The following is a 23,894-nucleotide window of genomic DNA, read 5'->3' on the forward strand; positions in this document are numbered from 1 at the left end:
TTAAATTAAACAAACTTTTATTAATGATGCTCAGGCTCTGCTACTGCCATACCAATAAATAATGCTGAAAGCATTGTAAAGATATACGCTTGTAAAAAAGCTACTAAAACCTCAATTAATGTTATAAAAAATGATAATACTAATGACAATCCTGTTGCTCCAACAACCCCTAAAGATTCTTTTAGCGTAAACATAATTGCTATTAAACTCATTACCACAATATGACCTGCTGATATGTTTGCGAACAAACGCACTAATAATGAAAATGGTTTAATTATTAAAGCTCCAGCCAATTCTATAATTGCTAAAACTGGGCGAATTGCATAAGGAACTCCTGGCATCCACAACATGTGCATCCAATAATCCTTATTACCACTTACTGTATAAATTACTAGTGTAAAAATTGCCAAACAAGCAGTAACTGCTAATTGACCGGTAACATTAAATCCTAAAGGTGTTAACCCTAATAAGTTTAATGCCCAAATAAAGAAAAACACCGTTAATAGATATCCTGTAAATCTTCTATAATGTTTTTCACCAATGTTTGGCCTTGCAATTTCATCTCTAACATATAAAACTAACGGCTCTAAAACTCGTCCAAAACCAGTTGGAACCTTCTTGGTTTTATATTGTCTTGCTAATTTAGAAAACCAAAATAACATCAATAAACCTATTGCCAAAATACCAAAAGCACTTTTAGTAATTGAGAAATCTAAAGTTTTGTGTGCATTTGTTGCGTGGTGAGTTTCATCAAAAGAAACTGTTGAAGCTTCTTTGTCTAACTCATAAATTTTACTGTGAATTTTAGCAAATTTTAATCCTTTCTTTTCTACAACCACATGACCATCATCATTATGATGAAATTCTGATGACATAAAAGCAACTAAACCTTCACTTGTCCAAAGAATTACTGGTAGTGGAAAACCAACATGCTTTCTTTTACCTTCATCACTTGTGTATGAAAATAATGAGAAATCATGAGAATCCTTAATGTGATGTAGAATATAAGCATCTACTTCTGCTTTAGTGTTTACACGACCTCCATCATTTTGGTTCTCCTGTTTTTTATCAGATTCTGAGGCAAAACTTGTAGCCGTAAAAAAGGCTATAGCTGCTATTGTAAGAAACTTGATTATTTTTTGTGCAATCTTCATTATAAAAATAGGCTTTCTAAATTCCGCGCAAAGGTAGGAAATAATTCAAAACCACAAACGTTTTTTTAAAATTGTTTTTTATTACTTCTGTTTAGGGTTTTTGCCACAAAAACAACTTCTGTTAATAAAAAAATAAATATTGGAATTAACAGCGATATTTTTTCTGAAAAAGTAAAGGTTTCTATTGTTAGTATAGACTTATAGAAAAAAATACAAAATAAAACTAACTTGATTACTAAGCTCGCTAAATAGATAAAACCTAGTTGAGTAAAGAGTTTATCAACAGTAGAAACAACTCTTAAATTAATACAAACAAGAGCTGAAAAGAAGGCGTGAAAAAGGTATATTTTTTCTAAAGAAAAACCTAAAGTTATTTCTTTACATGATAAAAAAGTTTGATGTGAATAAAATACAATTAAGAATAAAACAACAAACACTATTATATAGGTAAAAATGTCTTTATTCATTAATTTTATTGGCTTGTTTTATTAAAGAATACATTGATAAAAAAATAGCAAACAACGTAATTGTTTCTGTTAAAAATTCTAATTGAAATTTCTTATCTAACCATTGACCTAGCAAAAAACCTAGGTAAATAGTACCCCCCATTTGTAAGCCAGCTCCAGAGAGTTGAAGCGCTTTATTAAGCGGTTTTTTCTGAGGTTTTTTGTTGGTCATTTCCTTTATTCAATTCTTTAATTGCTCCTTTCATTGAACAAGTTGCGTTAAAAGATGCTCCTGGTTCTAAAGAAATTTTACCAATTACAACATCTCCAGAAATAGTAGCTGTTGCTTTTACTGTTAAAATTTTTGAGACTAGTAATTTACCAGAAAACTTACCTTCAATATCTGCATTTGCAGCATCTACATTACCTTTTACAAGTCCTTCAACACCAATAATTACACGTCCATTTGTTTTTATTGTGCCTTCTAAAGTACCATCTATTCTAAAATCTCCATCCGATTTTATATCACCAATAATTGTTGTGTTTTTAGCGATAACATTTCTTTCCATAGTTTTTGGTTTTTCTAGTTTTTTATTTTTACTGCTAAACATATTTTATTTACTTAGTTGTTCTAAAATTTCTTTTGCTTTTTTTCCTTCTTCTGTAATAGCGTATTTTATAACGATTGCCTCTAATGCAAATTTATACACTTCTCTACTAGAGTATTTACCTAATGCATAAGCTCTTAAGAGTTCAAATTTAGGGCATAATTTTGAGCTTTGTATTGTTGGCAAAATAGCTACAATTTTAAAAACTGTTTCCTCAAACTTATTTTCCTTATATAAATAATATATTTCTTTATATTTTTTCTCTATTTCATCAACTGCTGTTTCTTCTTCTACTTTGTTATTTGGTTCTTTAATTGCTTTTGCAAAAACGGTGTTCGCATATTTTGTAAGAATTATTTCTTTGTACTTACTTGCTTTATCTTCTAGCCCTAAATTAGTATAAATTTGATATAAATGCCAGTTAATTGGTAAAACTAGTTCTTGTTTTGGATTTAAAAATGCTACTCTTTCTAATCTTTTAATTGCTAAAGATAGATTTTTAAACTGCTCTTTATAAATTAAACCTAGTTCATATAAAGCTTGATTTCTATCGGTCTTTAAGTTGTCTATTTGTACTTTTTCTGAAGGGATCGTTTTTAAATAACTTGCCAAATCATAACGTATATCTATTTCATTTACTTGTACAGCATCTATTTCTGATGTGTTTATACTAATCTTTGAAGACCAGCGCCAATTATCTTCTAACTTTCTGTTTCCCCATACTTTTTGAAACTCAGTTTGTCCAAACCCTAAAGATTGTGAATTATAAAAATACCATTTTCCTTTTTTATTAGATTGTAATGAGTTATTGCCAAAAGCACTACCAAAAGCCAATTGATTTAACTTTAACTGCGCAGCTTCTTCGTCTTTCTTTTTTAAAGCATCAATATACTTTTGAAAATAACTTTCTTGCGCTCCTTTTGATAACGATGCAATTCTTAGAATACTATCATTTTCTGTAACAATCTCTTCAAACTTTATTAATGAGGCTAAGTTTTTATACTTTCTTTTTATTCTTCTAATTCTTAATTCTTTAGGATCCTCAGAGATTTGTAAAACACTATCATAATAAGCACTTGCTAATTGATATTCTGAGTCTTTAAAATACAAATCGCCCAATCTTTCATAAGTGAACGTTTTTTGTTTATTACCTCCTAATTTTGTTCTTATCGATTTATTATAAAAATTTATAGCTGTTCTTATACTGTCATTTTTTTCATGTAAAACTCCAGATTGGTAATACAATTCATCTAAAAAAGGTCTATTATCTCTATTTTTAATTAGCTTTTGCATTTGTTCTAACAAAGCTATTGATGAAGAGTCTTTAGAAGCATTTTTTGCCATTTCTATATTTGCATGTATTTTAAATTTATAGGGCGCTTTTTTAAAGTTTGCCAATTTATTAAATACTGCTAAAGCGGAATCTTTTTTGTTTTCTGAACTATAAATCTGACCTAAAATAAAAAGGTTTCTTGCAGATTGTTCTCTGTTTTTTAAGGTTCTTGTCGCTTTTCTTAAATGGTTTTTAGCTTTTTGAATACTGTCTGATGCTACATAAGCCATTGCAAGAGCAGTATTTCCTTGTTCTTTTATTTCATCAGAAAAACTCACCTCTAATGTATCTTTTACAACCAGTAATAATTTTAAAGTTTCTATTGCTCTTTTTTCGTTATCTATTCTGATGTTGGCTTTGGCTCTCCAAATTTTGGTTTCAGCAATTAAATCTGCATTTGGGTAATTTGCAATAACATAATTAAAAGCTTCTATTGCCGGAATAAAACGCTGAGAATAATAACGTGATTTTCCTAATAGTAAATACGCATCATCTATTTGAGAATTACGTTCTAAACCATTAATGTTCATACCGTGTGTTTGAATTGCTTTTACCGCTTTTTCTTCAGCTTTATCAAAAGGGGTTTCTGCTTTTTCTTCTTCTTCTTCTTCATCACCAAACCCAGCTCCAATACCGCTGTTAGAATATTTAGGCATTACTATTTTATCTTCATCAAATGCTATAGGTTCTATTGGTAATTGCTTAAAAAAATCATCTTTATAGCCGTCATTTATACCTTTAATTCCGTCTTTAAAAGCTTCTTTCCCGTTAAAAAGAACATTAAACTTTGTAGTAAGTGCGTGGTAGTTCCTGTTAATTATTGTGTCTTTTCTTGTGCTACAAGAATATAGCACTGCAAATACAGTAAGTAATAAAACTATTTTTTTTGTGTCTTTCATAAAATTAAAACCTCTTAATTACAACAGAATTTTAAGAAATATATTATAAATAAGAATGTAAAAATAGTAATAAATTAAGAATACCTGACCTATACAGAAAAATAGCTCTCTAATTCTTTTAAAGTCTCTGTAGAAGTCTTAATATCTTTTACAACAATTCCCTTGTCTAAAACCACAATTCTTTCACAAACTTCTGTTACATGACTTAAATCGTGACTAGAAACTAAAACAGTAATACCTCCTTTTTCAGTTAACTCTTTTATAATTGTTTTAAGTCTAATTTGTGTTGTTGGATCTAGATTTGCAAACGGTTCATCTAAAATTACCACTTGTGGATTGCCCATCATAGCAGCAACAATTCCCACTTTTTTTTGATTTCCTTTACTTAAATCTCTTAAATATTTTTTCTTCCCAATAATTTCTTCATTAAAAAACTCATCAAATTGAGATAGAAATGTAGCAACATCAGCGGTATTCATTTCTCTTAAATCGCCAATAAAATCGAAATATTCTTCTGGCGTTAAATAACCAATTAAAAAAGATTCATCAATAAAAGATCCGGTAAAGACTTTCCAGTCTTCACTCTTATTCACAACGATATCATTAGTTGTAATCGTTCCTGTTGTTGGTCTTATTAAATCTAATAAAATATTAAATAACGTTGTTTTTCCTGCTCCATTATTACCAACCAAACCAAAACTTTGCCCTGTTGGAATTTCTATAGACGAAACATTTAATACTTCTGCCTTTCCGTATTTTTTTGATATAGTATCTATTGTAATCATTTTGTGTGTTTTAAATTTTAATTATGCTTCTTTTTCAAAAGCGTTAATCATAACATATTTGTCTTTAATGTATTTATTTTCGATGAAACTCATAGCATAGTTTTTAAACAGTAAGCTAATTAACCCTATGCTTGCAACTATTATAAAGCCTGAATTATAACCTACAAACTTGTTAAAAACCCAAAACAATAACATCGGAAATAACATTAATGGAATTATAATAAGAAACTGTGTTGCACTTGTTCCCTGTGTGTTTCCAAAACCACCTTTTGTTAAGTCTATTCTTTTTCTATTAAAAGAACCTGCATACAATAAAAAGAGAGAATTAAACCCAATATTAAAAATTGCTCCTACAGTTATCATTAAAAAAACATCTATCCCAAAATACAAATAAGGGAAGCTTAATACATAAAGAATTGTGGTCATTGAGACCATTAAAACCCATTTTGATTCTAAAAATTTTCTGTACCTAAAACTCTGACTCATTAACATTTTATAATGTGCGCTATCCCAAGCTGGAATAAACTGACCATAATTTAAGGCAAAACCTCCAGTAATAAATAAAGATGCAAACATTAACATTGCTGGCATTTTTGCATACATTTCATTTGTAAAGAAAATTAAACCATAAAAAAGAAATAGAAAAGACATTAAGAAAACTGTTTTTGTTCTTTTATTTCTCCAGATTAAACGCATATCATTTTTTATAAACGGAGCAACATCTCCTAACCTGTCTGTAAAAGATAAATCTGCAGATTTTGCTTCTTCTACTTTAGCTGCAACTGCTTCGTCCAAATATACTTGGTTTCGCAATTGTTTATAATTTAACTGATATAATACGACCAAAACAACAACACCAATTAAAGAAAAAATAGGGTTTGCATAAATAGCATTAAATACTTGACCTCCATAACTAACAACATCTAAAATATTAAACTTTTGTAAACCAATTAAAGACAATAAGATTGCAGCAATAACAACTAAAGCAATGTTGTTTTTATTGATTAAAAAATTTAAAAAATTTGCAGACTGAATAATTAATATCATTGTAAATAACCACCCTAATACCCCCGTTGTGTTATAGCCTTCTTTTATTAAAACAATTGCAAAAGGAATGTAAAAAAACAAGCCCAAAATATTAAAAAATGAGAAAGATGATTTTCCTAAAACATAATGCACCAGATTACTTTTTTTAATTGGTAAAATAAGCATTGGTTTTATATTCATAATTGGTAATTTTTGCATTAAATACCTGAAAATTAAATCTCCTAGAATTGCAAAAAGCAAGTAAGAGTTTACAAGTTCTAAAGGATCTGAATCTGGAAATTCTTTCTTTAAAATAAAATAACCTCCAACACCAATTGCTAGGAAAGTAAGAATAAAATAGAGAGCAAAAAAGCCCATAAGTATTTTTACAGCAATGCTTTTTCCAAAGGCAGCAGAACGAACAAATTGTTTCCATTCTAGTTTTAAAAAATGTGAAATCATATTTTAGTCATTAATTTGATTGATAATAAGTAGGTTAAAAATTGATTTTGTTACAGATTATTAACAAGTTTATATTCTGGGTAGGTTTCCTCTAATAATTCTTCTGCTCTTTGTGGAATGATGTAATTAATCACATAAAACAAAACACCTAACAAGGTTGCTGTTAATGAAACAATAATAGACCAATGAATCTCTAAAGCACTAAAGTTTACATGAGACAAATTAACAAAATTGAATGCGTTGATAAGTGTTATTCCTGTAAAACCTCCTTTAGTTTCGCCAATCATAGATTCTAATAAAAATATTTTTTCTTTCTTTTGTTTCTTTTGTTTTTGATTTTTTCTGTTCCTAAATTGATTTATTAAATCGAAAACTACAAAAATAAAAAGCGTTCCTAATAAAATATATTCTGAAAATGGAATTTTTAAAAAGAAGAAAATTGATAAAAAAACAGCTATTGTAGTTACTACTTTAGGTAATGTAAACCATTCTTTAAAAAAGCGCCACAATATTTTTCTGTAGCGTTTATTCATGGCTTTTTGTTTTGCTTCTATTACATCCATAAAGCCAAAAATTCCGAATTTTTTGAATGATTTATCTCTGGCTTGTTCAAATGATAAATTCGGTGTTTCTTTCCAAGTACTTTCTATATCATTGGCCAAATGATCTACCAACTCAGATTGTACATCATAATGATAAACATAATGTTTACGTGTAAATTTAAAAAGTTCATCTATTTGATTTGTTGTTAGTTTCATCAATAAAAAATTTAACCAAGTTTATATTCCGGATAGTTTTCTTGCAGCAATTCTTCTGCTTTTTGTGGGATAATAATTAAGCTGATGTAGGAGAAAATAATTGCCATCGTTATTAAGCTCGAAAAGATGCATTTTCCCCATATAGAGGTTATACCATCAGAGAAATTTGATAGGCTAAGAAAGTTAGAAAAAAGAAGGATTGAATTTAAAGAGCCTGTTCTAAAAATCATTTCTTCTAACATATATTTCCTTTTTTTTTCTTTAAGTCTTTTATTCGCTTTTCTCAATAGTTTCGAAGCTAAAAAAATCTGTAGGATCGTTAATAAGATTAGGAAAACATCAATAATAATATTGTTAATTCTAAAACCCACCAAAGTGTAAAAGAACGTAAAAATTAAGAGTGTTAAAAATAGTTTGGGAATAGAAAACCATGCTTTCATAAACTTCCATAAAATCTTGGTATACCTTTTACTTAGTTGTTTTTGTTTGGCACTAACAACATCCATAAAACCAAAAACACCAAATTTTTTAAAGGATTTGTCACGAGCTTCTTGAAATGATATATGTGGTTGTGCCTGCCAAATTTCTTCAATATCATTTGCTAAATGATCTACCAATTCTGTTTGCACATCATAATGTTCTACAAAATGTTTTCTGGTAAACTTATAGAGCTCTTCTATGTGGGCTGGGGTTAGTTTCATGATAGTAATTGTTTTCTCATTTCTTCAACCTTAAGAATTGTTTTCTTGTACAAATGGTAGCCAGAATAAAAAGCTATGAAATGAACAGAAAGTATAACAAACCAAACTATCTTTTGTACAGTTTCGGTTTGATCTATAAAAAAATGCGGAAAAGCGTTTAAAATTAAAAAACTCATTAATAAGTACATAAAGCCATAATCTAAGTTCACGGATCTACCATATTTTTTAAATAATGATTTCACAAACTCTATGAGTACAAAAAGCATGGGAGCGACAAATAAGGTAAAACTCAAATTTTTAAATGCCTTAAATGAAATCATTTCAGAAACAACATAAAACACCAAAAGTGACGTTGCAAAAATTGAAACATTCTTAAATTTCTTAAAAAAATGCACAAATCCTTTATGATACATTTTTCTATAATATCTGTTTACGTTTTGCCAACTTTCTCTATTTATATCTGATAAGTTTCCTGACCAACCAATTCTTTTTAAAGTAACATCTAATTCAATTTTAAAATCACTGGTTTTTGCGTTTTTTTCTAAATCAGAAACCACATGATCTACCATTTCTATTCTAATGTCCCAGTATTTTATGCCTTCTTTCTTCAGACGATTATCTATATATTGTATTTGCTCTTTTGTGATTTCCATGATTATACCAAAATATTTGGATATTGTTCTTTAACTATTTTTTTGTTTTGATTATAAACAGATTGACAAGACCAATAAAATAATAAAGCCAATACAAAAATTACTAATTGAATATTATTATAAATTGGATTTAAAAAACTTTCTTCATTTCTAAAAATTGTAATTGTATTAAAGTAAATAATAGCGTTATTTATAATAATAACTAGATTATTATTCATGTCTAAAGCTAGAAATAACTCTTTTTTCTTCTTCTTTTTAAAATATGAAATCAAAAAAAAACTAAATACAGTTACATACCCTGAAACTGTTAAGAGTTGGAAAAAGACTTCTTTATCTTCTATTAAATGCATCACTTCTAATAACCCATAAAAAAAAGCACCCGTAATAATTATTTTAGGAAGTTTAAAAAAGGTAATAAAGTGTTTAAATGATGCTTTATAAAATCTTTTTTGAACAGATTTGGTTTTCTCTTTTAATAAATTTTGAAAACCTCTCTCGCTAAAATTTTTATGAATATTTATAATTTCTTGTCTAAAATTTAAGTCCTGGTTTTTATCTAACTTTTGTTCTAAAATATTAGCAAAGTGATCTACAATTTCTGTTCTAACATCATAAAATTTAATACCACAACTAAAAATGTAATTGTCTATTTGTAAGAGTTGTTCTTTTGATAATTCCATAGCTTACAAAACGTTATATGTATTGACGGCCTCTTGGTGTTTTTTAAAAAAATAATGGCAGATATAAGTTACTGCGAAACCACCACAAAGAAAGCCCGTAAAAACAGGCTCTAAGTTTCCTTTATCATTAAAATGACTTCCTATCAACAAAGGAATCACTAGAAAAATCATCCCTAAATACTGAGTTCTTAGAATAAAACGATAGGTTGTTTTTACTTTCGATTTTATAACTTTTATAATGATAAAGATTACGTAGATTAAAAACACAGCGGTAATTAAATTCAAAAAACCATTTAATAAATAGATTGTATTTTTAGAAAAAATAATTGAAAAATTCTTAAGAAATAGTACAGGTAAAATATATGCTGAGAGGTACAAGAAGTAAAAAGGCTTAAACATTTTTATTGCTTTTTTTACTACAATCTTAGATTCGTGATATTGAAGACCAAAATAGAAACTAGATGTATCTTTAAAATGTTGATCCCATTTTAAAACAGTTCGTTTAAAAGCATTCTCAAAAGAATAATTGTTATCCAAGAAGCTTTCAATGTCAGAAATCATATGGTCTAAAACTTCTACTTTTAAATCAATAAAATCAAAGCTTTTTTTATCAAGATAGGTTTCTACTTGTTGTATTTGTTTTGTTGTGATTTCCATAGCGTATAAAATCTTACTCTAAACTAAATTTAGGATTCACCAAATGTTGCATCGTTCTTAAAAACTCTTGCATTTCTTCCAACTTATTGGCAGTTTCTTTAGATCCGCTTTCTGTAAGTTTGTAGTATTTTCTTAAGCGGTTTCCTACTTTTGCAACCTCAACATCTAACAAACCATCGGCTTCTAATTTGTGTAATGCAGGGTACAAAGCACCTTCAGTAATTTTTAATTCGCCTTTGGTGAGTTCCTTTACTTTTTGTGTAATCTCATAACCATACATTTTATCGTTACTTTCTAATAACTTTAAAATGATGGTTTGTAAAGAACCTTTGTATAATTTCTGATTTCCCATGTTGTGAAATGTGTAATCGTTTGTTTATTGAATCTACTCAAAAAAAATATCTGTGGTGATTCGCAACCAAATATATACATAATTTTCTTATGTATAAAACTCTTATGCATTTTTTCCTTTAATAAAAAAATCCTGAGAATTAATTTCCTCAGGATTATATAAGTCTATTAAAATAGATTTTTGTACTTGTGCTGAACTAGATTCAACACAAGCACAGAATGTAAAAATTACTTCTCCACTTCTAAAACATCAGCAATAATTCGCTCAAGTTCTTGTTTTGGCAAAGCGCCATTTGCCATTTGCGGTTGTCCTTCCATTGGGCAAAACAACATAGAAGGAATACTTCTAATGCCAAATGCAGCAGCTAATTCTTGTTCTGCTTCTGTATCTATTTTATAAATATTTATTTTATCCCCATATTCTTCAGACAATTGCTCTAAAATTGGCGCAATGGTTTTACAGGGTCCACACCAATCTGCATAAAAATCTATAATTGCGGGTACTTTTCCTTCAAAATCCCATTCTTGGTTGTTTTCGAAATTAAAAACCTTTTCTAAAAAGGCTTCTTTTGTTAAATTTTCTGTCATAATAATACACTATTTTTCTCAAGGTAATTGAGATTTCATTAATTTGTCTTTTCCAACGTAGAAAAGATTTCGCAAAAATAGTCGTTTTTTAGGTCGATAAATATCACTTCTCTTATAAAAATTAAGAAAAGATCAAAAAAAACCTGTAGTCAAGGCATTTTTACTCACAACTGAATTATAAAAAAATCCAAAATAATAGGTTTCCTCTTGTTCTAAGACACTTATAAAAATAGTTCTTCTTTTTAATATTAGTTGCTCATTTCTTTTGAGAAAACAAACAAGAAGTTCCGCCCAAGGTTCTAATTAAATCTACTTATAATCATCATTAAAAAAATGAGGAATTACATCCAAAATTACGTGTTTAAAAGTCCCAAAAAAGCCACTTGGATGCGAATAATTATACGTTCCTTGCTTTCTTCCTGTTGTCAAGTAGGTTCCATCTGGCTGTAAAATTGCTTCGTAAGAGCACCCATTTTCTAGTTCCGATAAAAATTTAATGTTTGGGTTTTTAGTATCAAATGGAGGCAGCAAATCTACATTCGAATACGGATTTTCTATCGCTTTACTTTCTTCTTCTGGTTGATGAAATATATTCTTACTATGGGGTAGCAGTTCCCAACATCTTCCGCGGTCATCATCATAAAAATTTGTAGTTACTTTTTTCAAAAAACCAATTGGTAAAACATTATGGGTATTTCTGTTTAAATGCCAATCAGAATTACCTACAAACCAACCTATTAAAAGAAGAAGTATTATGACTGTAATTATTTTTTTTATCATATTTCAGTACTTTTTTTTCCAAAAAAAATGTTTTTATAATTGATACTTCACAAGTTATTAAAGAAAACACATTCAAAATGTTAAATAGTGTTAAAACATTAAATACAAGTAGAATAGACCTGTTTTTTTGCAGTAACTTTGAGTTAACATAAAAGCATCCACTCACCATGAATAAAAATTTGATTAGTATTATCATGTTTGCAAGTGCAATTTTTGTTTCTTGTAAAGAAGAAATTAAACAAAGAGATATAGAAGTGAATTACCCAGAAACAAGTAAAAAGGCTATTGTAGATACCATTTTTGGAACAAAAGTAGTAGATAATTATAGGTGGTTAGAAGATGATAGAAGTAAAGAAACAGAGTCTTGGGTTACCACAGAAAATGAAGTTACTTTCAATTATTTAAGCAAAATTCCGTATAGAGAACAATTAAAATCTCGTTTAACAGAATTATGGAATTACGAAAAAGTAGGAATCCCTTTTAAAGAAGGCGGTTATACTTATTTTTATAAAAATGATGGTTTACAAAACCAATATGTTGTTTATAGAAAGAAAGATGATAAGGAAGAGGTTTTTTTAGATCCAAATACTTTTTCTGATGACGCTACAACTTCTTTAGGTACTTTAAGTTTTTCTAAAGACGGAAAAACAGTTGCCTATTCAATTTCTGAAGGTGGTTCTGATTGGCGTAAAATAATTATTATAGACGCAACATCTAAACTCATTAAAGAAGATACTTTGGTAGATGTAAAATTCTCTGGAATTTCTTGGTATAAAAACGAAGGTTTCTACTATTCTAGTTATGATAAACCAAAAGGAAGTCAGCTTTCTGCAAAAACAGATCAACACAAATTATATTACCATAAGTTAGGAACTTCACAAAAAAATGATCCCGTTATTTTTGGAGAAAAACCTTCAGAAAAACACAGATATGTAAGCGGTTATTTAACTGAAGACAATAAGTATTTAGTTATTACTGCTTCAACCTCAACCTCTGGAAATAAATTATTTATCAAAGATGTATCCGTAGAAAATTCTAAATTAATAACGGTTATAGATAATTTTGATAGTGATACATATGTAACAGAAAATAGAGAAAGCAAATTATATTTGGTGACTAATTTAAAAGCTGCTAATAAAAAAGTAGTTACGGTTGATGCTGCAAATCCTACAGTTGAAAATTGGAAAGATTTTATTCCTGAAACTGAAAATGTTTTAAGCCTAAATTCTGGTGCTGGATATTTCTTTGCAGAATATATGGTGGATGCAGTTTCTAAAGTTTTACAATATGATTTTGATGGAAATTTAATTAGAGAAGTAAAATTACCTGGGGTTGGTTCTGCTGGTGGTTTTGGAGGAAAAACAGAAGATAAAGAATTGTATTTTTCATTTACTAATTACAACACACCAAACTCATCATATAAATTTAATCCAAAAGACGGAACTTATGAGTCTTATTGGAAACCAACTATCAATTTTAATTCTGATGCTTATATAAGTAATCAAGTTTTTTATACATCAAAAGACGGAACAAAAGTCCCAATGATAATTACTCATAAAAAAGGGGTGAAATTAAACGGAAAAAACCCAACTATTTTATATGGTTATGGAGGTTTTAATGTTAGTTTAACTCCAAGTTTTAGTATTGCAAATGCAGTTTGGATGGAACAAGGAGGCGTTTATGCTGTTCCTAATTTACGTGGTGGTGGCGAATATGGTAAAAAATGGCACGATGCAGGAACGCAACTTAAAAAGCAAAATGTTTTTGATGATTTTATTGCTGCTGCAGAATACTTAATTGCAGAAAAATATACTTCTTCAGAGTATTTAGCAATTAGAGGAGGATCAAATGGAGGTTTATTAGTGGGAGCAACAATGACACAAAGACCCGGTTTAATGAAAGTTGCCTTACCAGCAGTTGGTGTTTTAGACATGTTACGTTATCACACATTTACTGCAGGAGCAGGTTGGTCTTATGATTATGGAACTGCAGACCAGAGTAAAGAAATGTTTGATTATTTAAAAGGGTACTCTCCTGTTCATAATGTAAAAAAAGGAACAAAATATCCTGCAACTTTAATAACTACAGGAGATCATGATGATAGAGTTGTACCTGCGCACAGTTTTAAATTTGCGGCAGAATTACAAGAAAAACAAGCTGGTGAAAACCCTGTTTTAATTAGAATTGAAACAAATGCGGGTCATGGAGCAGGAACTCCTGTTACCAAAACAATAGAACAATATTCAGATATTTTTGGATTCACATTATTTAATATGGGGTTTGATCAATTACCAAATCCACCAAAAAGTAAAATCAAATCATAATTTATAGAAACTATTTTAATAAAAAAGGTAGCTGTAAATAACAGTTACCTTTTTATTTTTTAGCCATATAATTATTCAAGTATTCCGCATCTTTTTTAACGCCTCCTAAAGTAGCAGAACCTCTAGTATATAACCAAGGAAGTCCCAAAAAATACAAACCTTCAATATCACTTACACCTCTATAGTTTTTCGGATAATGGTTCTCATCTAATTCAATACCTTCAATCCAGTTAAAATTAGGTTTAAAACCTGTAGCCCAAACAATATTTTTAATATCATTTATTTTTTGCTTTTCAAAGATGATGGTTTCATCATCTGCATCAAGCGTTCTACCAACACAAGTAATGTTTTGTTTCTTAAACAACGTTTTTACGTCTGTTCCAATAACGGGTTGTCCGTTTTTGCTTAGTTTTTTACCAATCCAAGAGTATTTGTGTGCCGTTAAAAAACCTGTTTTACTAAACCACCACCATAATGTTTTTCCTAAAAATTCCTGTGGAAGAGAAACAATATTTGTATTTCCAGAGAAATAAACAGCGCTATTTGTTTGCGAAATTTCATTTAAAATCTGTACCCCAGAATCTCCAGCTCCTACAACTAATGTTGCGCCGTCTTGTAATTGATCTGGACTTTTATAATGCTCGCTATGAATTTGGATTATTTCTTTTGATATTTTTGTGTGACAAGCAGGAGTAAAGGGTTTATGAAAAGGGCCAGTAGCTATAATCACATTTTTTGCCTCAAATGTTTTTGTATCACTTTTTAAGATAAAAACATCCTTTTCTTTTTTTAAAGAAGTTATTTTTTGGTTGAATTTAATAGGAATATTAAATTTTGAAACGTAGGCTTTTAAATAATCTGCTACTTCGTATTTATTTGCATAATATCCCTTTTCATAAGGAAAATCCATGCCTGGTAAACTATTAAATTCAGAAGGAGTAAATAATTTTAAAGAATTCCATCTTTTTAACCAAGGAGCACCTGTTTCAGTATTTGCATCAACGATTAAATAATTAGCGTTTTGTTTACTTAAATGGTAAGCAATCGCCAAACTAGATTGACCAGCACCTATAATTATATAATCCTTCATGTATTGTTTTAGAGCCACAAAACTAACCTATTTAAAAAGGGTACACTTAAATTATGAGATTAGTTCTTAATAAAGTTTTTAATGCTATTTTTTTTGATATTTGGGCGTTACCACAAGGGTCACGCTTTTCGCACTCGCTTTTTTTTCGTTTCTCAAAAAAGAGCTCAAACAAATGCTTCAATCGTTAACGCAAGCATACTTGCCAATTTTTAGTGATCACAAACCAAATAGAAAACCTATTTTTGCAACATGCTAAAAGTCAATCATATTTCTTTTAAATACAAAAAAAACAAACCTGTTTTAGAAGCATTTAATTTCTCTTTAAAACAAGGAGAACATCTTTGTGTAATGGGAGAAAGTGGTTGTGGAAAATCTACACTTTTAAAAACAATTTATGGGTTACTAGATTTAAAAAAAGGAACTATTTTTTGGAAAGAGCAACCGGTTTTGGGACCAAAAAAACATTTAGTTCCAGGAATGGATTTTTTTAAATATGTTGCACAAGATTTTGATTTAATGCCCTACATTTCTGTCTCTGAAAATATTAAAAAATTCTTATCTCGTTTTTACCCTGAAGAAAGTGAAAAACGAACGCAAGAATTATTAGAAGTAATAGAAATGACCGCTTTTGAAAACACTAAAGTAAAGAACTTAAGTGGCGGACAAAAACAGCGTGTTGCTATTGCTAGAGCTTTGGCAAAAGAACCTGAATTGTTATTATTAGATGAGCCTTTTGGGCAAATAGATAACTTCAAAAAAAACTCTTTAAGAAGAAATTTATTCCGCTATTTAAAAGAAAAAAACATTGCTTGTATTGTTGCTACGCATGATAAAAGTGATGCACTCTCTTTTGCAGATAAACTAATTGTAATAAAAGATAATAAAATAATAGAAAACGATTCTCCAAAAGAAATTTACAACAATCCAAAAGAGAAATATGTTGCTGCTTTGTTTGATGATGTAAATGAAATTATCATCAATAATAAAAAGGTTTTGTTATACCCTCATCAAATTAAAATTATTGATAAATCAGACTTAAAAGCAACCGTTTTAAATTCTTATTTTAAAGGTTCTTATTGGTTACTAGAAGCAGAATTTAATGAACAAAAAGTGTTTTTTAATCACGCTTCAAATTTGGAAAAAGGTGAAAACGTGTTTTTAATTTTTAAATAAAATAAGGATTACTTATTTCTATTTGTTATTCTAGTGAAAACAACAATATAAAAGCACTCTATTATAGAATCCTACGTTATCAGGAATAGCAAAATACCTTAACCTATTTTAGTAATCTTAATTGCATTTCCATTAAAAACTACCTCATCATTTTGTTGCTTCCCTAATAACAATTTCCCTATTGGAGAAGAAACAGAAATCGCAAAAAAATCATCCCCACAAGCTGTTAACTTGCCTACACTTATACTTAAAAAATAATTGACTTTATCAGTATAAATAACACTTCCTAAATGTCCAATTTTAGACGTTTTAGAAACACTAACTTTTGCTAAAATTTCTTTCATTTGGTTAATTCCAGCTAATTGCTGACCTGCTTTTTCCATTTCTAACTGTAGCATTGCTCTACCAGTTTCATGCTTGTCACCAGCAGAACTTTTAGTTTCAGATTGCAAAGCTTTTTGGTTTGATGAAATGATTTCTTCAACCGTTTTTGCACGTTTATTTACAAACGCTTTACATTGGCTAAAAAGCGCTTCTTTAATTTTTATTACCAACATACTTCATTTTAATATTCACTTCCTTAGAAAGCAAAAAACTACTGCCACCAACACCAAAGTCTCTTCTATTTAGAGAAAAATCAGTCAAAATTGTTACTGTGCTTTTAGAGGTGGTTACATTTAATATGGTTTCTACCCTTTTCTTGATTCCTTTAATTGTTATAAAACCTTTTAGTAAATATTTAGCGCTGGTTATTTTCTCTATTGCAATAGATTCAAATACAATATTCGGATACTTTTTAATATTAAAATAATCTACCTCTAAAAGGTGTTTATCTCTAGCCTCTGAATCTGTAAATATTGATGATACGCCTATTTTTACATTCAAAAAACTTCCCTTTAAATTACTCGCACTAAAATTACTGGAAGCTATAAATTGATTAAAATTACCAGGTACATTAAATCCAAAATTCTTTATTGTAAATGTAATTTTAGAGGCTGTTTTATCTTGCACCAACTCTTGTGAAAAACAAGTGAAAGCACCCAATACAAAAACCAGTAATATAATTTTAAGTCTCATCAATATATTAAAATTTAAAACCTAAATTAAAAGCATACGCTCCGTAATTTCCATGATGAGAAATTGAGCATGATTTTATTAATAATTCTTCTTGATAATAAAAAAGTGGCGCACCAATAGTTGTTTTTCTCTTCTCTATGCCTTCAACTGAAACACCTGTTTCTGCTGCTAGTTTTATTTTCAAATCTAAATCTATTGCGCTTGGCAAACCAATTTCAGAAAAAATAACAGTTTCTTCTTTTTTTTCTCTGGCGATTGTAGACATATAAAGTGTATTAAAAACAGATACTGTATAAAATGTGTTTTCTTCAAAAACTACGATTCCTTTATCTTTACTAATTACAGTACACTCAAACTTTTTAGGAGCAAAAAATCGTTTTTTATGCTTTTGAGTATAACATTTGTAAGCCGCTTCTTTCATACTCCAAAACAACCAAACTTGTAAAAATGGATTTTGAGAATTTAAAATAAGTTTTTGTTCTTTAGCTGTAAATTGTTTTTCTAAAAACCCTTTGCGTTGCCAGTTACTTTGCGTTTTTGCCAATTCTAAATCAATAATATCATTACCAATCATTACGCTGATAGCTTTTCTTCAATAATTTCTATGGCCGCTTTTACAGAAAGCATTTTTTCCATAGAATCGTTATCTATTTCGATGTCAAACTCATCTTCAACATCCAAAATAACATCCACTAAATTTGCCGAATTTATTTTTAAATCATTAATAAAATCGGTTTCTTCGGTTAAGTTTTTAAAAGCTTCTTCATCTTGAATGTACGGTTTTACAATCGCTTTTAATTTTAAGATTAATTCTTCTTTTTTCATTTTTTATAAAATATATTTTTTAAAGATAACACAAGCATTTACATCGCCAAAACCAAAACTTGCTTTTGCAATAATATCAATGTCTTTTTCTATTATTTTAGTCGGAATTTTTTGAGCATCAATCAATTCAGATATTTCTGGATGAATGTCTTCACAATTAATATTTGGGAATACAAACTGTTCTTTAATTTGAAGCACAGAAGCTACCGATTCAATAGCACCTGCAGCTGCTAAACAATGACCAACCATTGATTTTAACGAATTTATATAAGGAAAATCAGCTCCTTTTCTTTGTAAAGCATTGGTCCAATTTTCTATTTCTAAGCCGTCTTTTGAAGTGGCGGTTAAATGACCGTTTATCACATCTATTTCTGCTGAGGATATGTCTGAATCTAATAATGCATCTGTAATACATTTCTGAACAGCTTCTGAATTTGGAGCCGTTAATGTGCCACCATTTCTTTGTCCGCCAGAATTTATATTTCCTCCTAAAACTTCTGCATAAATAGTTGCTTTTCTTTCTAATGCACTTTCTAAAGACTCTAAAACTAGCGCTCCAGCTCCACTTCCTGGCACAAATCCTGATGCTGTTTCACTCATGGGTCTAGAGCCTTTCTCTGGCGTTTCATTGTGCTTATACGTCATCACGCGCATCGCATCAAAACCACCCCAAGTATATAAACTACTATCGCTAGAGCTACCCACTAACATGCGCTTTGCTTTTCCGTTTTTTATGCGTTCAAAACCTAATAACAATGCTTCTGTTCCGGTTGTACAAGCTGATGAATTTGTAGTCACTTGATTTCCAAAACCTAAAATTCCGCCTAAATAGGCAGAAATGCCACTCGCCATGGTTTGCACTACAGAAGTACTTCCTAAACGTCTTACTTTTTGATCATCAATCTTATAAATCGATTCTCTAAATTTCTCAATCCCTGAAGTTCCTGTGCCAAAAATTAACCCTGAATCATAATCTAAATTTGAATTTTCATCCACAGAAAAACCAGCATCTTTCCATGCGTCAATTCCCGCCATACAACCATATAAAATAGAAGTGCTATTAAATCCTCGTAATTGTAACGGAGATAAATATTCTAACTTTTTTTCTTCTGAAACTTCTGGAATTCCACCAATACAGCAAGAAAAACCTTTGTCTTTTAATTCTTGATGAAAAGTAATTCCTGACGTTCCAGATTTAATAGCCTTTGTAAATGCTTTTAAACCAACACCATTTGGAGCAACAACTCCTAAACCAGTAATAACAACTCTATTTTTCATTTATGCTCAATTTACTTGTGCTGAACTTGCTTCAGCATCTCTATCTATTTAGCCACAATCATCCCTGAAATGGTTCCTCTAGAAACCAATTCGTTCTTTTGATTATACATTTTTACTGCACACTTTAATTTGTTAAATCTAAAATACTCTTTTTCTGAAACCACCTTTACTTTTTCATTGGGGTACACCGGTAAAAAGAAATCAATTTGATTTGACGTTAGTGCTATTTGTGGTTTTTTTTCTGATGAAATTTCCTCTTCTAGTAAATATATCCCCAAACAAACCACACCGATTTGAGCCATCGTTTCCGTCAAAATTACACCAGGTGTTACTGGGTTGTCTTTAAAATGACCTTTATAAAAAAACTCGCTTTCCTTGAATGTATAATTTCCTGAAACGCCATTTTCTGAAATTTCAGTAATTTCATCCACAAACAAAAATGGTTTTTTATAGGGTAAATATTGTATGAGCTGTTTTTGGTCCATTTCTAATTTAAACTTTCGCCTCCATCTACTTTTATAATCGTTCCATTAATCCAAGAAGCCTCGTCCTTACTTAACAAGTAAACTACATTCGCAACATCTTCTGGAGTTGTTAATTTTTTAAATGGATTTCTTTTTAAGGTATGATTTTTAATTTCTTCACTATCAGGAATCATATTAAGAGAAGCGGTATTTGTAACACCAGCTTGAATGCAATTTGCTCTAATTCCGAATTCAGCAAACTCTAAAGCAATGTTTCTTGTAATCGCTTCTAAAGTTGCTTTTGCAGCAGAAACCGCAGCATAATTTTTCCAAGGTTTTAAATTTCCTTCGCTTGTAAAACCAATAACTCTTGCGTCCTCAGCAAATAATTCTTTGTCAAAAATTGCCTGAAACCAATCATATAAACTTATTGCCATTGCATTAATGGTAATTTGGAAATCGTCATTTTGCAATACTTGGGTCTCTTCAGAATACATGGGTTTTAAGTTCCCTTTTGCTATCGAATGAACCAAGGTTTTTACTTTGCCTTTTCTTCCTAATTTTTCTTCAAAATCGTGAAGAACTTTAGCTCTTTTTTCTACGTTTAAAGCATCAATATTAAAAGAAATAAACTCAATGTTTTCATTTCTAATTTCATCAAAATCCTTTTCTATCGAAACAATTTGAGCTCTTGAGTTTCTATGAACCACACAAATATTCATACCGTGTTTTGCCAACTTTTTTGCAGTAGCCAAACCCAACCCCATTGAACCTCCTAAAACAAACGCCCAATAATTTTTATCCTGAAATTCTCTTACCATTCTAACAAAATTCTTTGTGCAGAAAACCCAGGGCCAAAACTCAGCATTAAACCTCGTTCTCCTTTTGCCGGGTTTCTATCCATAAACCGCTCTAAAACATACAGCACCGTTGCGCTAGACATATTGCCATACAGTCTTAAAACCTCTTTTGTATCATCAATATTTTTACCCAAAACACCAAATAAGTCTTCTACAGTTTGCACGATTTTTTTTCCTCCAGGATGAAAAATCAAATGATTTATATCCTCAATTGTTAAGTTATTTCTTTCTAAAAAAGGATGTACAATGGCCGGAAAATGGTCTGATATTTTCTGCGGAACTTCCTTGTCTAAGATCATTTGTAAACCTGTATTAACCAAATTAAAACCCATCATTTCTGTAGCATCGTAAAAATGATACATGGCTTCATCAATAATTTCCGGGCCTTTATCTTCTTCATATGAAGACAAAATTACACTAGATGCACCATCACCAAAAATAGCTGCACTTACAATATTTGTCATCGAAAAATCGTCTAATTGAAACGTGGCTGTTGGCGCTTCAACCGCAATAACAACAGCTCTTTTGTTTGGATTTGATTTTAAAAAATTCTTTGCATAAATAATTCCCGAGACTCCTGCTGCACAGCCCATTTCCGTAACTGGTAAACGCACAATATCTTGTTTCATTCCTAAGGAATTAATTAAATATGCGTCCATCGAAGGAATCATAATTCCCGTGCAACTTACGGTAATAATATAATCTAAATCGGTAGCTTTTAGGTATGCTTTTTCTAATGCTTTTTTTAGAGATTGTTCCCCTAACTTTACCACTTCTCGTGCGTAAATATTGTTTTTCTCTTCAAAAGAAGTTGCTATAAAAACTTCTTCAGGGTCCATAATTGAATAGCGCTTATCAACGCCAGCTCCTTCAAAAAGTTTAATTACTTTTCGCTGAAAACGAGTATCTTGATTTTGCATCCAGAGTTTTACAAACGGAATAATATCTTTTGTTTCTCTATAATATTTTGGCAGCTGTTTTGCAACTGATGTTATTTTTACTTTCATAATATTTTTTTCTCACAATTATTTTTTTTCACGGAATTCACAAGTTTAAATCTCAAAATCAAAACTCTGTTCTTATTAATATCCACTGATATCGAAAAGCCCATTTCCATGATATTTGTGGTTTTATATTTAATGTTTGAGAGATCATCACTAAATCTTTTCGTTTAAACCCTCTTAAAACGGAAGTTAAGCCGTCTTCAATAATCATCTTATTTTTGATAAATACCGATAATAACATAAATAAATAATATGCCAATTTATGTCTGTGCAAGTCGTTTACAACCACTCCTATTTTTGTCTGCTTTAATGTGTTTTCTAAAAAAGACACCAATTGTTCTTCTTTAAAGTGGTGCAGAAATAATGTTGCTAAAACAACATCAAATTTTCTTTTTTTGAACTCCTTAGAAAAAATATCTTCCGTTTTAAAACTTAATTCATGAAATTCGGTCGATAGTTCATTTGCATATTCTATTGCTGTTGGGTTTGCGTCGATTCCTAACAACTTCATTTTGTAGCCATTTTTTCTACCAAACTTAGCAACATCCCTTAAAATATCGCCATGTCCACAGCCAATATCTACGATGCTTAATTCCTGTTCTTTTGGATGGTTTTTTAAAATTTTTTTCAGCGAATTTACGGTGACTAAATTGCCGCCTAACCAACGATTTATATTTTCTAATTTATCTAAAGTATCACGTAACAAATCTCCTCCAATAGAAAAATCGTCCATCAACTCTTCCTTGTCTGTTCTGTTTTTTGTGTTGATGAAAAAATCCATTAAACTTTCATTAATTTTCCGTGAGTTTGTTTGATAATAATGGGTAATAAAAAAGGTAATTTCTTTAAAACTTGAAGTAAAACAGCTGCAATTTTATCTTTTCTAAACAACATTGCAATGAAATGACCCGTTTTTAAACGAAAACTAAATTTTTTATTCCACTGCCTAATATATTGCTTTTCGAGTTCATTTCTCGAATTTAACGCTCCATTCAAGTAATTTAGAATTAATTTAGACGCCATTTGAGCAGATTGAATTGCCATACTCATTCCGTTTCCGCATAAAGGGTGAATCATTCCTGCAGAATCGCCACACATTAAAATATGATTTTCTACTGGTTTTTTTGTTTCAAAAGAAATCTGACTTATCGTTAATGGTTTTTCAAAAATAGCTTCGGAAGTAGTAAATATCTCTTTTAAAAATTGATTTTTAAAAACTACTTTCTCTTGAAAATCCTCAATATTTTTATATTTTTTGAAGGATAAAAAATTGGTGATATAACACAAATTAATCGCGTTATTTTCTACTTTAGAAACACCACAATATCCTCCTTTAAAATTATGAAGCGCTACTAAATCTTCTGGAAAATTTCCTTTTACATGAAGTTTCACTCCTAAATAAGGTGATTTTTTTTTAATGAAATTACGGTTCATTTTTACATCCAAAAGACTTCTTTTCCCAAATGCTCCAATTGTGATTTTAGAGGTGTATGTTTTATTTTCTTTCGTTTGTATTAAAAAAGAATCATTGGAGTAATCAACATTAACAACAATGTCTTTTAATAGGGTTACCCCATTTTTCACAGCTTTTTTTGACAACTCAAAATCCAGCTTATACCGAGAAATTCCAAATCCGCCCAAAGGTAATTTTGCTGAAATTAAATTACCTTTAGTCGTAGAAAGTTGAAACTTATTAATCTTTACTGCCCCAAAATTAAAAGGATTCACATTAAGAAATTCTAAATACGGTAGTACTTCATTAGAAATATATTCCCCACAAACTTTGTGTTTTGGGTAGTCATTTTTTTCAATCAATAAAACTTTTTTATCGAATTTAGATAGGTGAATTGCATTACACAAACCAGCCAAACCTCCTCCAATTATAATCACATCAAATTTTTTAGGGTTTTCTTTCATA

The 23,894-nt window shown here is 29.8% G+C and carries 28 protein-coding genes; 2 read left to right on the top strand and 26 right to left on the bottom strand.

All coding sequences use genetic code 11. From position 1 onward, the window contains the following. Window positions 1-20 precede the first annotated feature (20 nt). The 15 genes from atpB to BTO04_RS09935 form a co-directional block, all read right to left on the bottom strand. Complete coding sequence (gene atpB, locus BTO04_RS09865) at window positions 21-1,154, bottom strand: F0F1 ATP synthase subunit A (RefSeq protein WP_087564335.1); 1,134 nt, start codon at window positions 1,152-1,154, stop codon at window positions 21-23. A 65-nt stretch (window positions 1,155-1,219) separates the two neighbouring features. Beyond that, entirely contained in the window at window positions 1,220-1,621 is a 402-nt protein-coding gene (locus BTO04_RS15540; protein WP_087564336.1) for a DUF6168 family protein, read from the bottom strand. Further along, window positions 1,614-1,832: an AtpZ/AtpI family protein gene (locus BTO04_RS09875; RefSeq protein ID WP_087564337.1), complete on the bottom strand. Its 219-nt coding sequence runs from the start codon at window positions 1,830-1,832 to the stop codon at window positions 1,614-1,616. Before BTO04_RS09875 ends, BTO04_RS15540 begins: the two co-directional genes overlap by 8 nt. After that, window positions 1,798-2,169 carry a polymer-forming cytoskeletal protein gene (locus tag BTO04_RS09880; RefSeq protein ID WP_232455884.1) on the bottom strand — a complete coding sequence of 124 codons (372 nt, stop codon included), beginning with the start codon at window positions 2,167-2,169 and terminating at the stop codon, window positions 1,798-1,800. The genes BTO04_RS09875 and BTO04_RS09880 overlap by 35 nt, the downstream gene beginning before the upstream one ends. 45 nt (window positions 2,170-2,214) lie before the next feature. Next, entirely contained in the window at window positions 2,215-4,440 is a 2,226-nt protein-coding gene (locus BTO04_RS09885) for a tetratricopeptide repeat protein (protein WP_087564339.1), read from the bottom strand. An 89-nt stretch (window positions 4,441-4,529) separates the two neighbouring features. Then, window positions 4,530-5,225, bottom strand: coding sequence for an ABC transporter ATP-binding protein (locus tag BTO04_RS09890; protein WP_087564340.1), 696 nt, complete (start codon window positions 5,223-5,225; stop codon window positions 4,530-4,532). A gap of 21 nt (window positions 5,226-5,246) precedes the next feature. Further along, window positions 5,247-6,713 carry a DUF5687 family protein gene (locus BTO04_RS09895; protein WP_087564341.1) on the bottom strand — a complete coding sequence of 489 codons (1,467 nt, stop codon included), beginning with the start codon at window positions 6,711-6,713 and terminating at the stop codon, window positions 5,247-5,249. A 50-nt stretch (window positions 6,714-6,763) separates the two neighbouring features. Further along, the gene (locus tag BTO04_RS09900; RefSeq protein WP_087564342.1) at window positions 6,764-7,471 is read right to left on the bottom strand and encodes a hypothetical protein; all 708 of its coding nucleotides are present in this window, start codon (window positions 7,469-7,471) and stop codon (window positions 6,764-6,766) included. 11 nt (window positions 7,472-7,482) lie between these two features. Continuing rightward, window positions 7,483-8,172 carry a hypothetical protein gene (locus BTO04_RS09905; RefSeq protein WP_087564343.1) on the bottom strand — a complete coding sequence of 230 codons (690 nt, stop codon included), beginning with the start codon at window positions 8,170-8,172 and terminating at the stop codon, window positions 7,483-7,485. Beyond that, the gene (locus tag BTO04_RS09910; RefSeq protein WP_087564344.1) at window positions 8,169-8,825 is read right to left on the bottom strand and encodes a hypothetical protein; all 657 of its coding nucleotides are present in this window, start codon (window positions 8,823-8,825) and stop codon (window positions 8,169-8,171) included. Before BTO04_RS09910 ends, BTO04_RS09905 begins: the two co-directional genes overlap by 4 nt. Window positions 8,826-8,827: 2 nt before the next feature. Beyond that, window positions 8,828-9,505 carry a hypothetical protein gene (locus tag BTO04_RS09915; protein WP_087564345.1) on the bottom strand — a complete coding sequence of 226 codons (678 nt, stop codon included), beginning with the start codon at window positions 9,503-9,505 and terminating at the stop codon, window positions 8,828-8,830. Between the two features lie 3 nt (window positions 9,506-9,508). Beyond that, entirely contained in the window at window positions 9,509-10,162 is a 654-nt protein-coding gene (locus BTO04_RS09920) for a hypothetical protein (protein ID WP_087564346.1), read from the bottom strand. Between the two features lie 13 nt (window positions 10,163-10,175). Beyond that, window positions 10,176-10,514 carry a PadR family transcriptional regulator gene (locus BTO04_RS09925; RefSeq protein ID WP_087564347.1) on the bottom strand — a complete coding sequence of 113 codons (339 nt, stop codon included), beginning with the start codon at window positions 10,512-10,514 and terminating at the stop codon, window positions 10,176-10,178. Window positions 10,515-10,741: 227 nt separating this feature from the next. Next, window positions 10,742-11,101 carry a thioredoxin gene (trxA, locus tag BTO04_RS09930; RefSeq protein WP_087564348.1) on the bottom strand — a complete coding sequence of 120 codons (360 nt, stop codon included), beginning with the start codon at window positions 11,099-11,101 and terminating at the stop codon, window positions 10,742-10,744. Between the two features lie 309 nt (window positions 11,102-11,410). Next, complete coding sequence (locus BTO04_RS09935; RefSeq protein ID WP_087564349.1) at window positions 11,411-11,881, bottom strand: hypothetical protein; 471 nt, start codon at window positions 11,879-11,881, stop codon at window positions 11,411-11,413. Window positions 11,882-12,048: 167 nt separating this feature from the next. Between BTO04_RS09935 and BTO04_RS09940 the strand changes: the two genes are divergently transcribed. Continuing rightward, complete coding sequence (locus BTO04_RS09940; RefSeq protein WP_087564350.1) at window positions 12,049-14,205, top strand: prolyl oligopeptidase family protein; 2,157 nt, start codon at window positions 12,049-12,051, stop codon at window positions 14,203-14,205. 52 nt (window positions 14,206-14,257) lie between these two features. On the opposite strand, the gene BTO04_RS09945 is transcribed toward BTO04_RS09940, so the two are convergent. Beyond that, complete coding sequence (locus BTO04_RS09945) at window positions 14,258-15,295, bottom strand: NAD(P)/FAD-dependent oxidoreductase (RefSeq protein WP_087564351.1); 1,038 nt, start codon at window positions 15,293-15,295, stop codon at window positions 14,258-14,260. 249 nt (window positions 15,296-15,544) lie between these two features. Between BTO04_RS09945 and BTO04_RS09950 the strand changes: the two genes are divergently transcribed. Further along, window positions 15,545-16,468, top strand: a complete 924-nt coding sequence (locus BTO04_RS09950; protein WP_087564352.1) for an ABC transporter ATP-binding protein — start codon at window positions 15,545-15,547, stop codon at window positions 16,466-16,468. 98 nt (window positions 16,469-16,566) lie between these two features. Here the strand turns inward: BTO04_RS09950 and BTO04_RS09955 are convergent, their stop codons facing one another. The 10 genes from BTO04_RS09955 to BTO04_RS10000 are packed head-to-tail and all read right to left on the bottom strand — an operon-like array spanning window position 16,567 to window position 23,893. Beyond that, the gene (locus BTO04_RS09955) at window positions 16,567-17,025 is read right to left on the bottom strand and encodes a GreA/GreB family elongation factor (RefSeq protein WP_087564353.1); all 459 of its coding nucleotides are present in this window, start codon (window positions 17,023-17,025) and stop codon (window positions 16,567-16,569) included. After that, on the bottom strand, window positions 17,006-17,545 hold the full coding sequence (locus BTO04_RS09960) for a YceI family protein (protein WP_232455885.1): 540 nt from the start codon (window positions 17,543-17,545) through the stop codon (window positions 17,006-17,008). The genes BTO04_RS09955 and BTO04_RS09960 overlap by 20 nt, the downstream gene beginning before the upstream one ends. A gap of 7 nt (window positions 17,546-17,552) precedes the next feature. Continuing rightward, on the bottom strand, window positions 17,553-18,119 hold the full coding sequence (locus tag BTO04_RS09965) for a 4'-phosphopantetheinyl transferase superfamily protein (protein ID WP_087564355.1): 567 nt from the start codon (window positions 18,117-18,119) through the stop codon (window positions 17,553-17,555). Beyond that, the gene (locus BTO04_RS09970) at window positions 18,119-18,370 is read right to left on the bottom strand and encodes an acyl carrier protein (RefSeq protein WP_087564356.1); all 252 of its coding nucleotides are present in this window, start codon (window positions 18,368-18,370) and stop codon (window positions 18,119-18,121) included. Before BTO04_RS09970 ends, BTO04_RS09965 begins: the two co-directional genes overlap by 1 nt. Window positions 18,371-18,373: 3 nt before the next feature. After that, window positions 18,374-19,648, bottom strand: coding sequence for a beta-ketoacyl synthase (locus BTO04_RS09975; RefSeq protein ID WP_087564357.1), 1,275 nt, complete (start codon window positions 19,646-19,648; stop codon window positions 18,374-18,376). 44 nt (window positions 19,649-19,692) lie between these two features. After that, entirely contained in the window at window positions 19,693-20,133 is a 441-nt protein-coding gene (locus tag BTO04_RS09980; protein WP_087564358.1) for a 3-hydroxyacyl-ACP dehydratase FabZ family protein, read from the bottom strand. Between the two features lie 2 nt (window positions 20,134-20,135). Continuing rightward, a complete protein-coding gene (locus BTO04_RS09985; protein WP_087564359.1) occupies window positions 20,136-20,933 on the bottom strand; it encodes an SDR family oxidoreductase in 798 nt (265 codons plus the stop codon). Continuing rightward, window positions 20,927-21,979, bottom strand: a complete 1,053-nt coding sequence (locus tag BTO04_RS09990; protein WP_087564360.1) for a type III polyketide synthase — start codon at window positions 21,977-21,979, stop codon at window positions 20,927-20,929. Before BTO04_RS09990 ends, BTO04_RS09985 begins: the two co-directional genes overlap by 7 nt. Before the next feature lie 58 nt (window positions 21,980-22,037). Next, window positions 22,038-22,757 carry a methyltransferase domain-containing protein gene (locus BTO04_RS09995; protein ID WP_087564361.1) on the bottom strand — a complete coding sequence of 240 codons (720 nt, stop codon included), beginning with the start codon at window positions 22,755-22,757 and terminating at the stop codon, window positions 22,038-22,040. Then, window positions 22,757-23,893 carry an NAD(P)/FAD-dependent oxidoreductase gene (locus tag BTO04_RS10000; RefSeq protein WP_087564362.1) on the bottom strand — a complete coding sequence of 379 codons (1,137 nt, stop codon included), beginning with the start codon at window positions 23,891-23,893 and terminating at the stop codon, window positions 22,757-22,759. Before BTO04_RS10000 ends, BTO04_RS09995 begins: the two co-directional genes overlap by 1 nt. Window position 23,894: the final 1 nt, after the last annotated feature.

The organism is Polaribacter sp. SA4-10, assembly GCF_002163835.1.
In the GTDB taxonomy this organism is placed as follows: domain Bacteria; phylum Bacteroidota; class Bacteroidia; order Flavobacteriales; family Flavobacteriaceae; genus Polaribacter.

Bases quoted from the DNA above. Each gene is read 5' to 3' on its own strand.
- atpB (WP_087564335.1), bottom strand. From the start codon at position 1,154: ATGAAGATTGCACAAAAAATAATCAAGTTTCTTACAATAGCAGCTATA.
- BTO04_RS15540 (WP_087564336.1), bottom strand. From the start codon at position 1,621: ATGAATAAAGACATTTTTACCTATATAATAGTGTTTGTTGTTTTATTC.
- BTO04_RS09875 (WP_087564337.1), bottom strand. From the start codon at position 1,832: ATGACCAACAAAAAACCTCAGAAAAAACCGCTTAATAAAGCGCTTCAA.
- BTO04_RS09880 (WP_232455884.1), bottom strand. From the start codon at position 2,169: ATGGAAAGAAATGTTATCGCTAAAAACACAACAATTATTGGTGATATA.
- BTO04_RS09885 (WP_087564339.1), bottom strand. From the start codon at position 4,440: ATGAAAGACACAAAAAAAATAGTTTTATTACTTACTGTATTTGCAGTG.
- BTO04_RS09890 (WP_087564340.1), bottom strand. From the start codon at position 5,225: ATGATTACAATAGATACTATATCAAAAAAATACGGAAAGGCAGAAGTA.
- BTO04_RS09895 (WP_087564341.1), bottom strand. From the start codon at position 6,713: ATGATTTCACATTTTTTAAAACTAGAATGGAAACAATTTGTTCGTTCT.
- BTO04_RS09900 (WP_087564342.1), bottom strand. From the start codon at position 7,471: ATGAAACTAACAACAAATCAAATAGATGAACTTTTTAAATTTACACGT.
- BTO04_RS09905 (WP_087564343.1), bottom strand. From the start codon at position 8,172: ATGAAACTAACCCCAGCCCACATAGAAGAGCTCTATAAGTTTACCAGA.
- BTO04_RS09910 (WP_087564344.1), bottom strand. From the start codon at position 8,825: ATGGAAATCACAAAAGAGCAAATACAATATATAGATAATCGTCTGAAG.
- BTO04_RS09915 (WP_087564345.1), bottom strand. From the start codon at position 9,505: ATGGAATTATCAAAAGAACAACTCTTACAAATAGACAATTACATTTTT.
- BTO04_RS09920 (WP_087564346.1), bottom strand. From the start codon at position 10,162: ATGGAAATCACAACAAAACAAATACAACAAGTAGAAACCTATCTTGAT.
- BTO04_RS09925 (WP_087564347.1), bottom strand. From the start codon at position 10,514: ATGGGAAATCAGAAATTATACAAAGGTTCTTTACAAACCATCATTTTA.
- trxA (WP_087564348.1), bottom strand. From the start codon at position 11,101: ATGACAGAAAATTTAACAAAAGAAGCCTTTTTAGAAAAGGTTTTTAAT.
- BTO04_RS09935 (WP_087564349.1), bottom strand. From the start codon at position 11,881: ATGATAAAAAAAATAATTACAGTCATAATACTTCTTCTTTTAATAGGT.
- BTO04_RS09940 (WP_087564350.1), top strand. From the start codon at position 12,049: ATGAATAAAAATTTGATTAGTATTATCATGTTTGCAAGTGCAATTTTT.
- BTO04_RS09945 (WP_087564351.1), bottom strand. From the start codon at position 15,295: ATGAAGGATTATATAATTATAGGTGCTGGTCAATCTAGTTTGGCGATT.
- BTO04_RS09950 (WP_087564352.1), top strand. From the start codon at position 15,545: ATGCTAAAAGTCAATCATATTTCTTTTAAATACAAAAAAAACAAACCT.
- BTO04_RS09955 (WP_087564353.1), bottom strand. From the start codon at position 17,025: ATGTTGGTAATAAAAATTAAAGAAGCGCTTTTTAGCCAATGTAAAGCG.
- BTO04_RS09960 (WP_232455885.1), bottom strand. From the start codon at position 17,545: ATGAGACTTAAAATTATATTACTGGTTTTTGTATTGGGTGCTTTCACT.
- BTO04_RS09965 (WP_087564355.1), bottom strand. From the start codon at position 18,119: ATGATTGGTAATGATATTATTGATTTAGAATTGGCAAAAACGCAAAGT.
- BTO04_RS09970 (WP_087564356.1), bottom strand. From the start codon at position 18,370: ATGAAAAAAGAAGAATTAATCTTAAAATTAAAAGCGATTGTAAAACCG.
- BTO04_RS09975 (WP_087564357.1), bottom strand. From the start codon at position 19,648: ATGAAAAATAGAGTTGTTATTACTGGTTTAGGAGTTGTTGCTCCAAAT.
- BTO04_RS09980 (WP_087564358.1), bottom strand. From the start codon at position 20,133: ATGGACCAAAAACAGCTCATACAATATTTACCCTATAAAAAACCATTT.
- BTO04_RS09985 (WP_087564359.1), bottom strand. From the start codon at position 20,933: ATGGTAAGAGAATTTCAGGATAAAAATTATTGGGCGTTTGTTTTAGGA.
- BTO04_RS09990 (WP_087564360.1), bottom strand. From the start codon at position 21,979: ATGAAAGTAAAAATAACATCAGTTGCAAAACAGCTGCCAAAATATTAT.
- BTO04_RS09995 (WP_087564361.1), bottom strand. From the start codon at position 22,757: ATGGATTTTTTCATCAACACAAAAAACAGAACAGACAAGGAAGAGTTG.
- BTO04_RS10000 (WP_087564362.1), bottom strand. From the start codon at position 23,893: ATGAAAGAAAACCCTAAAAAATTTGATGTGATTATAATTGGAGGAGGT.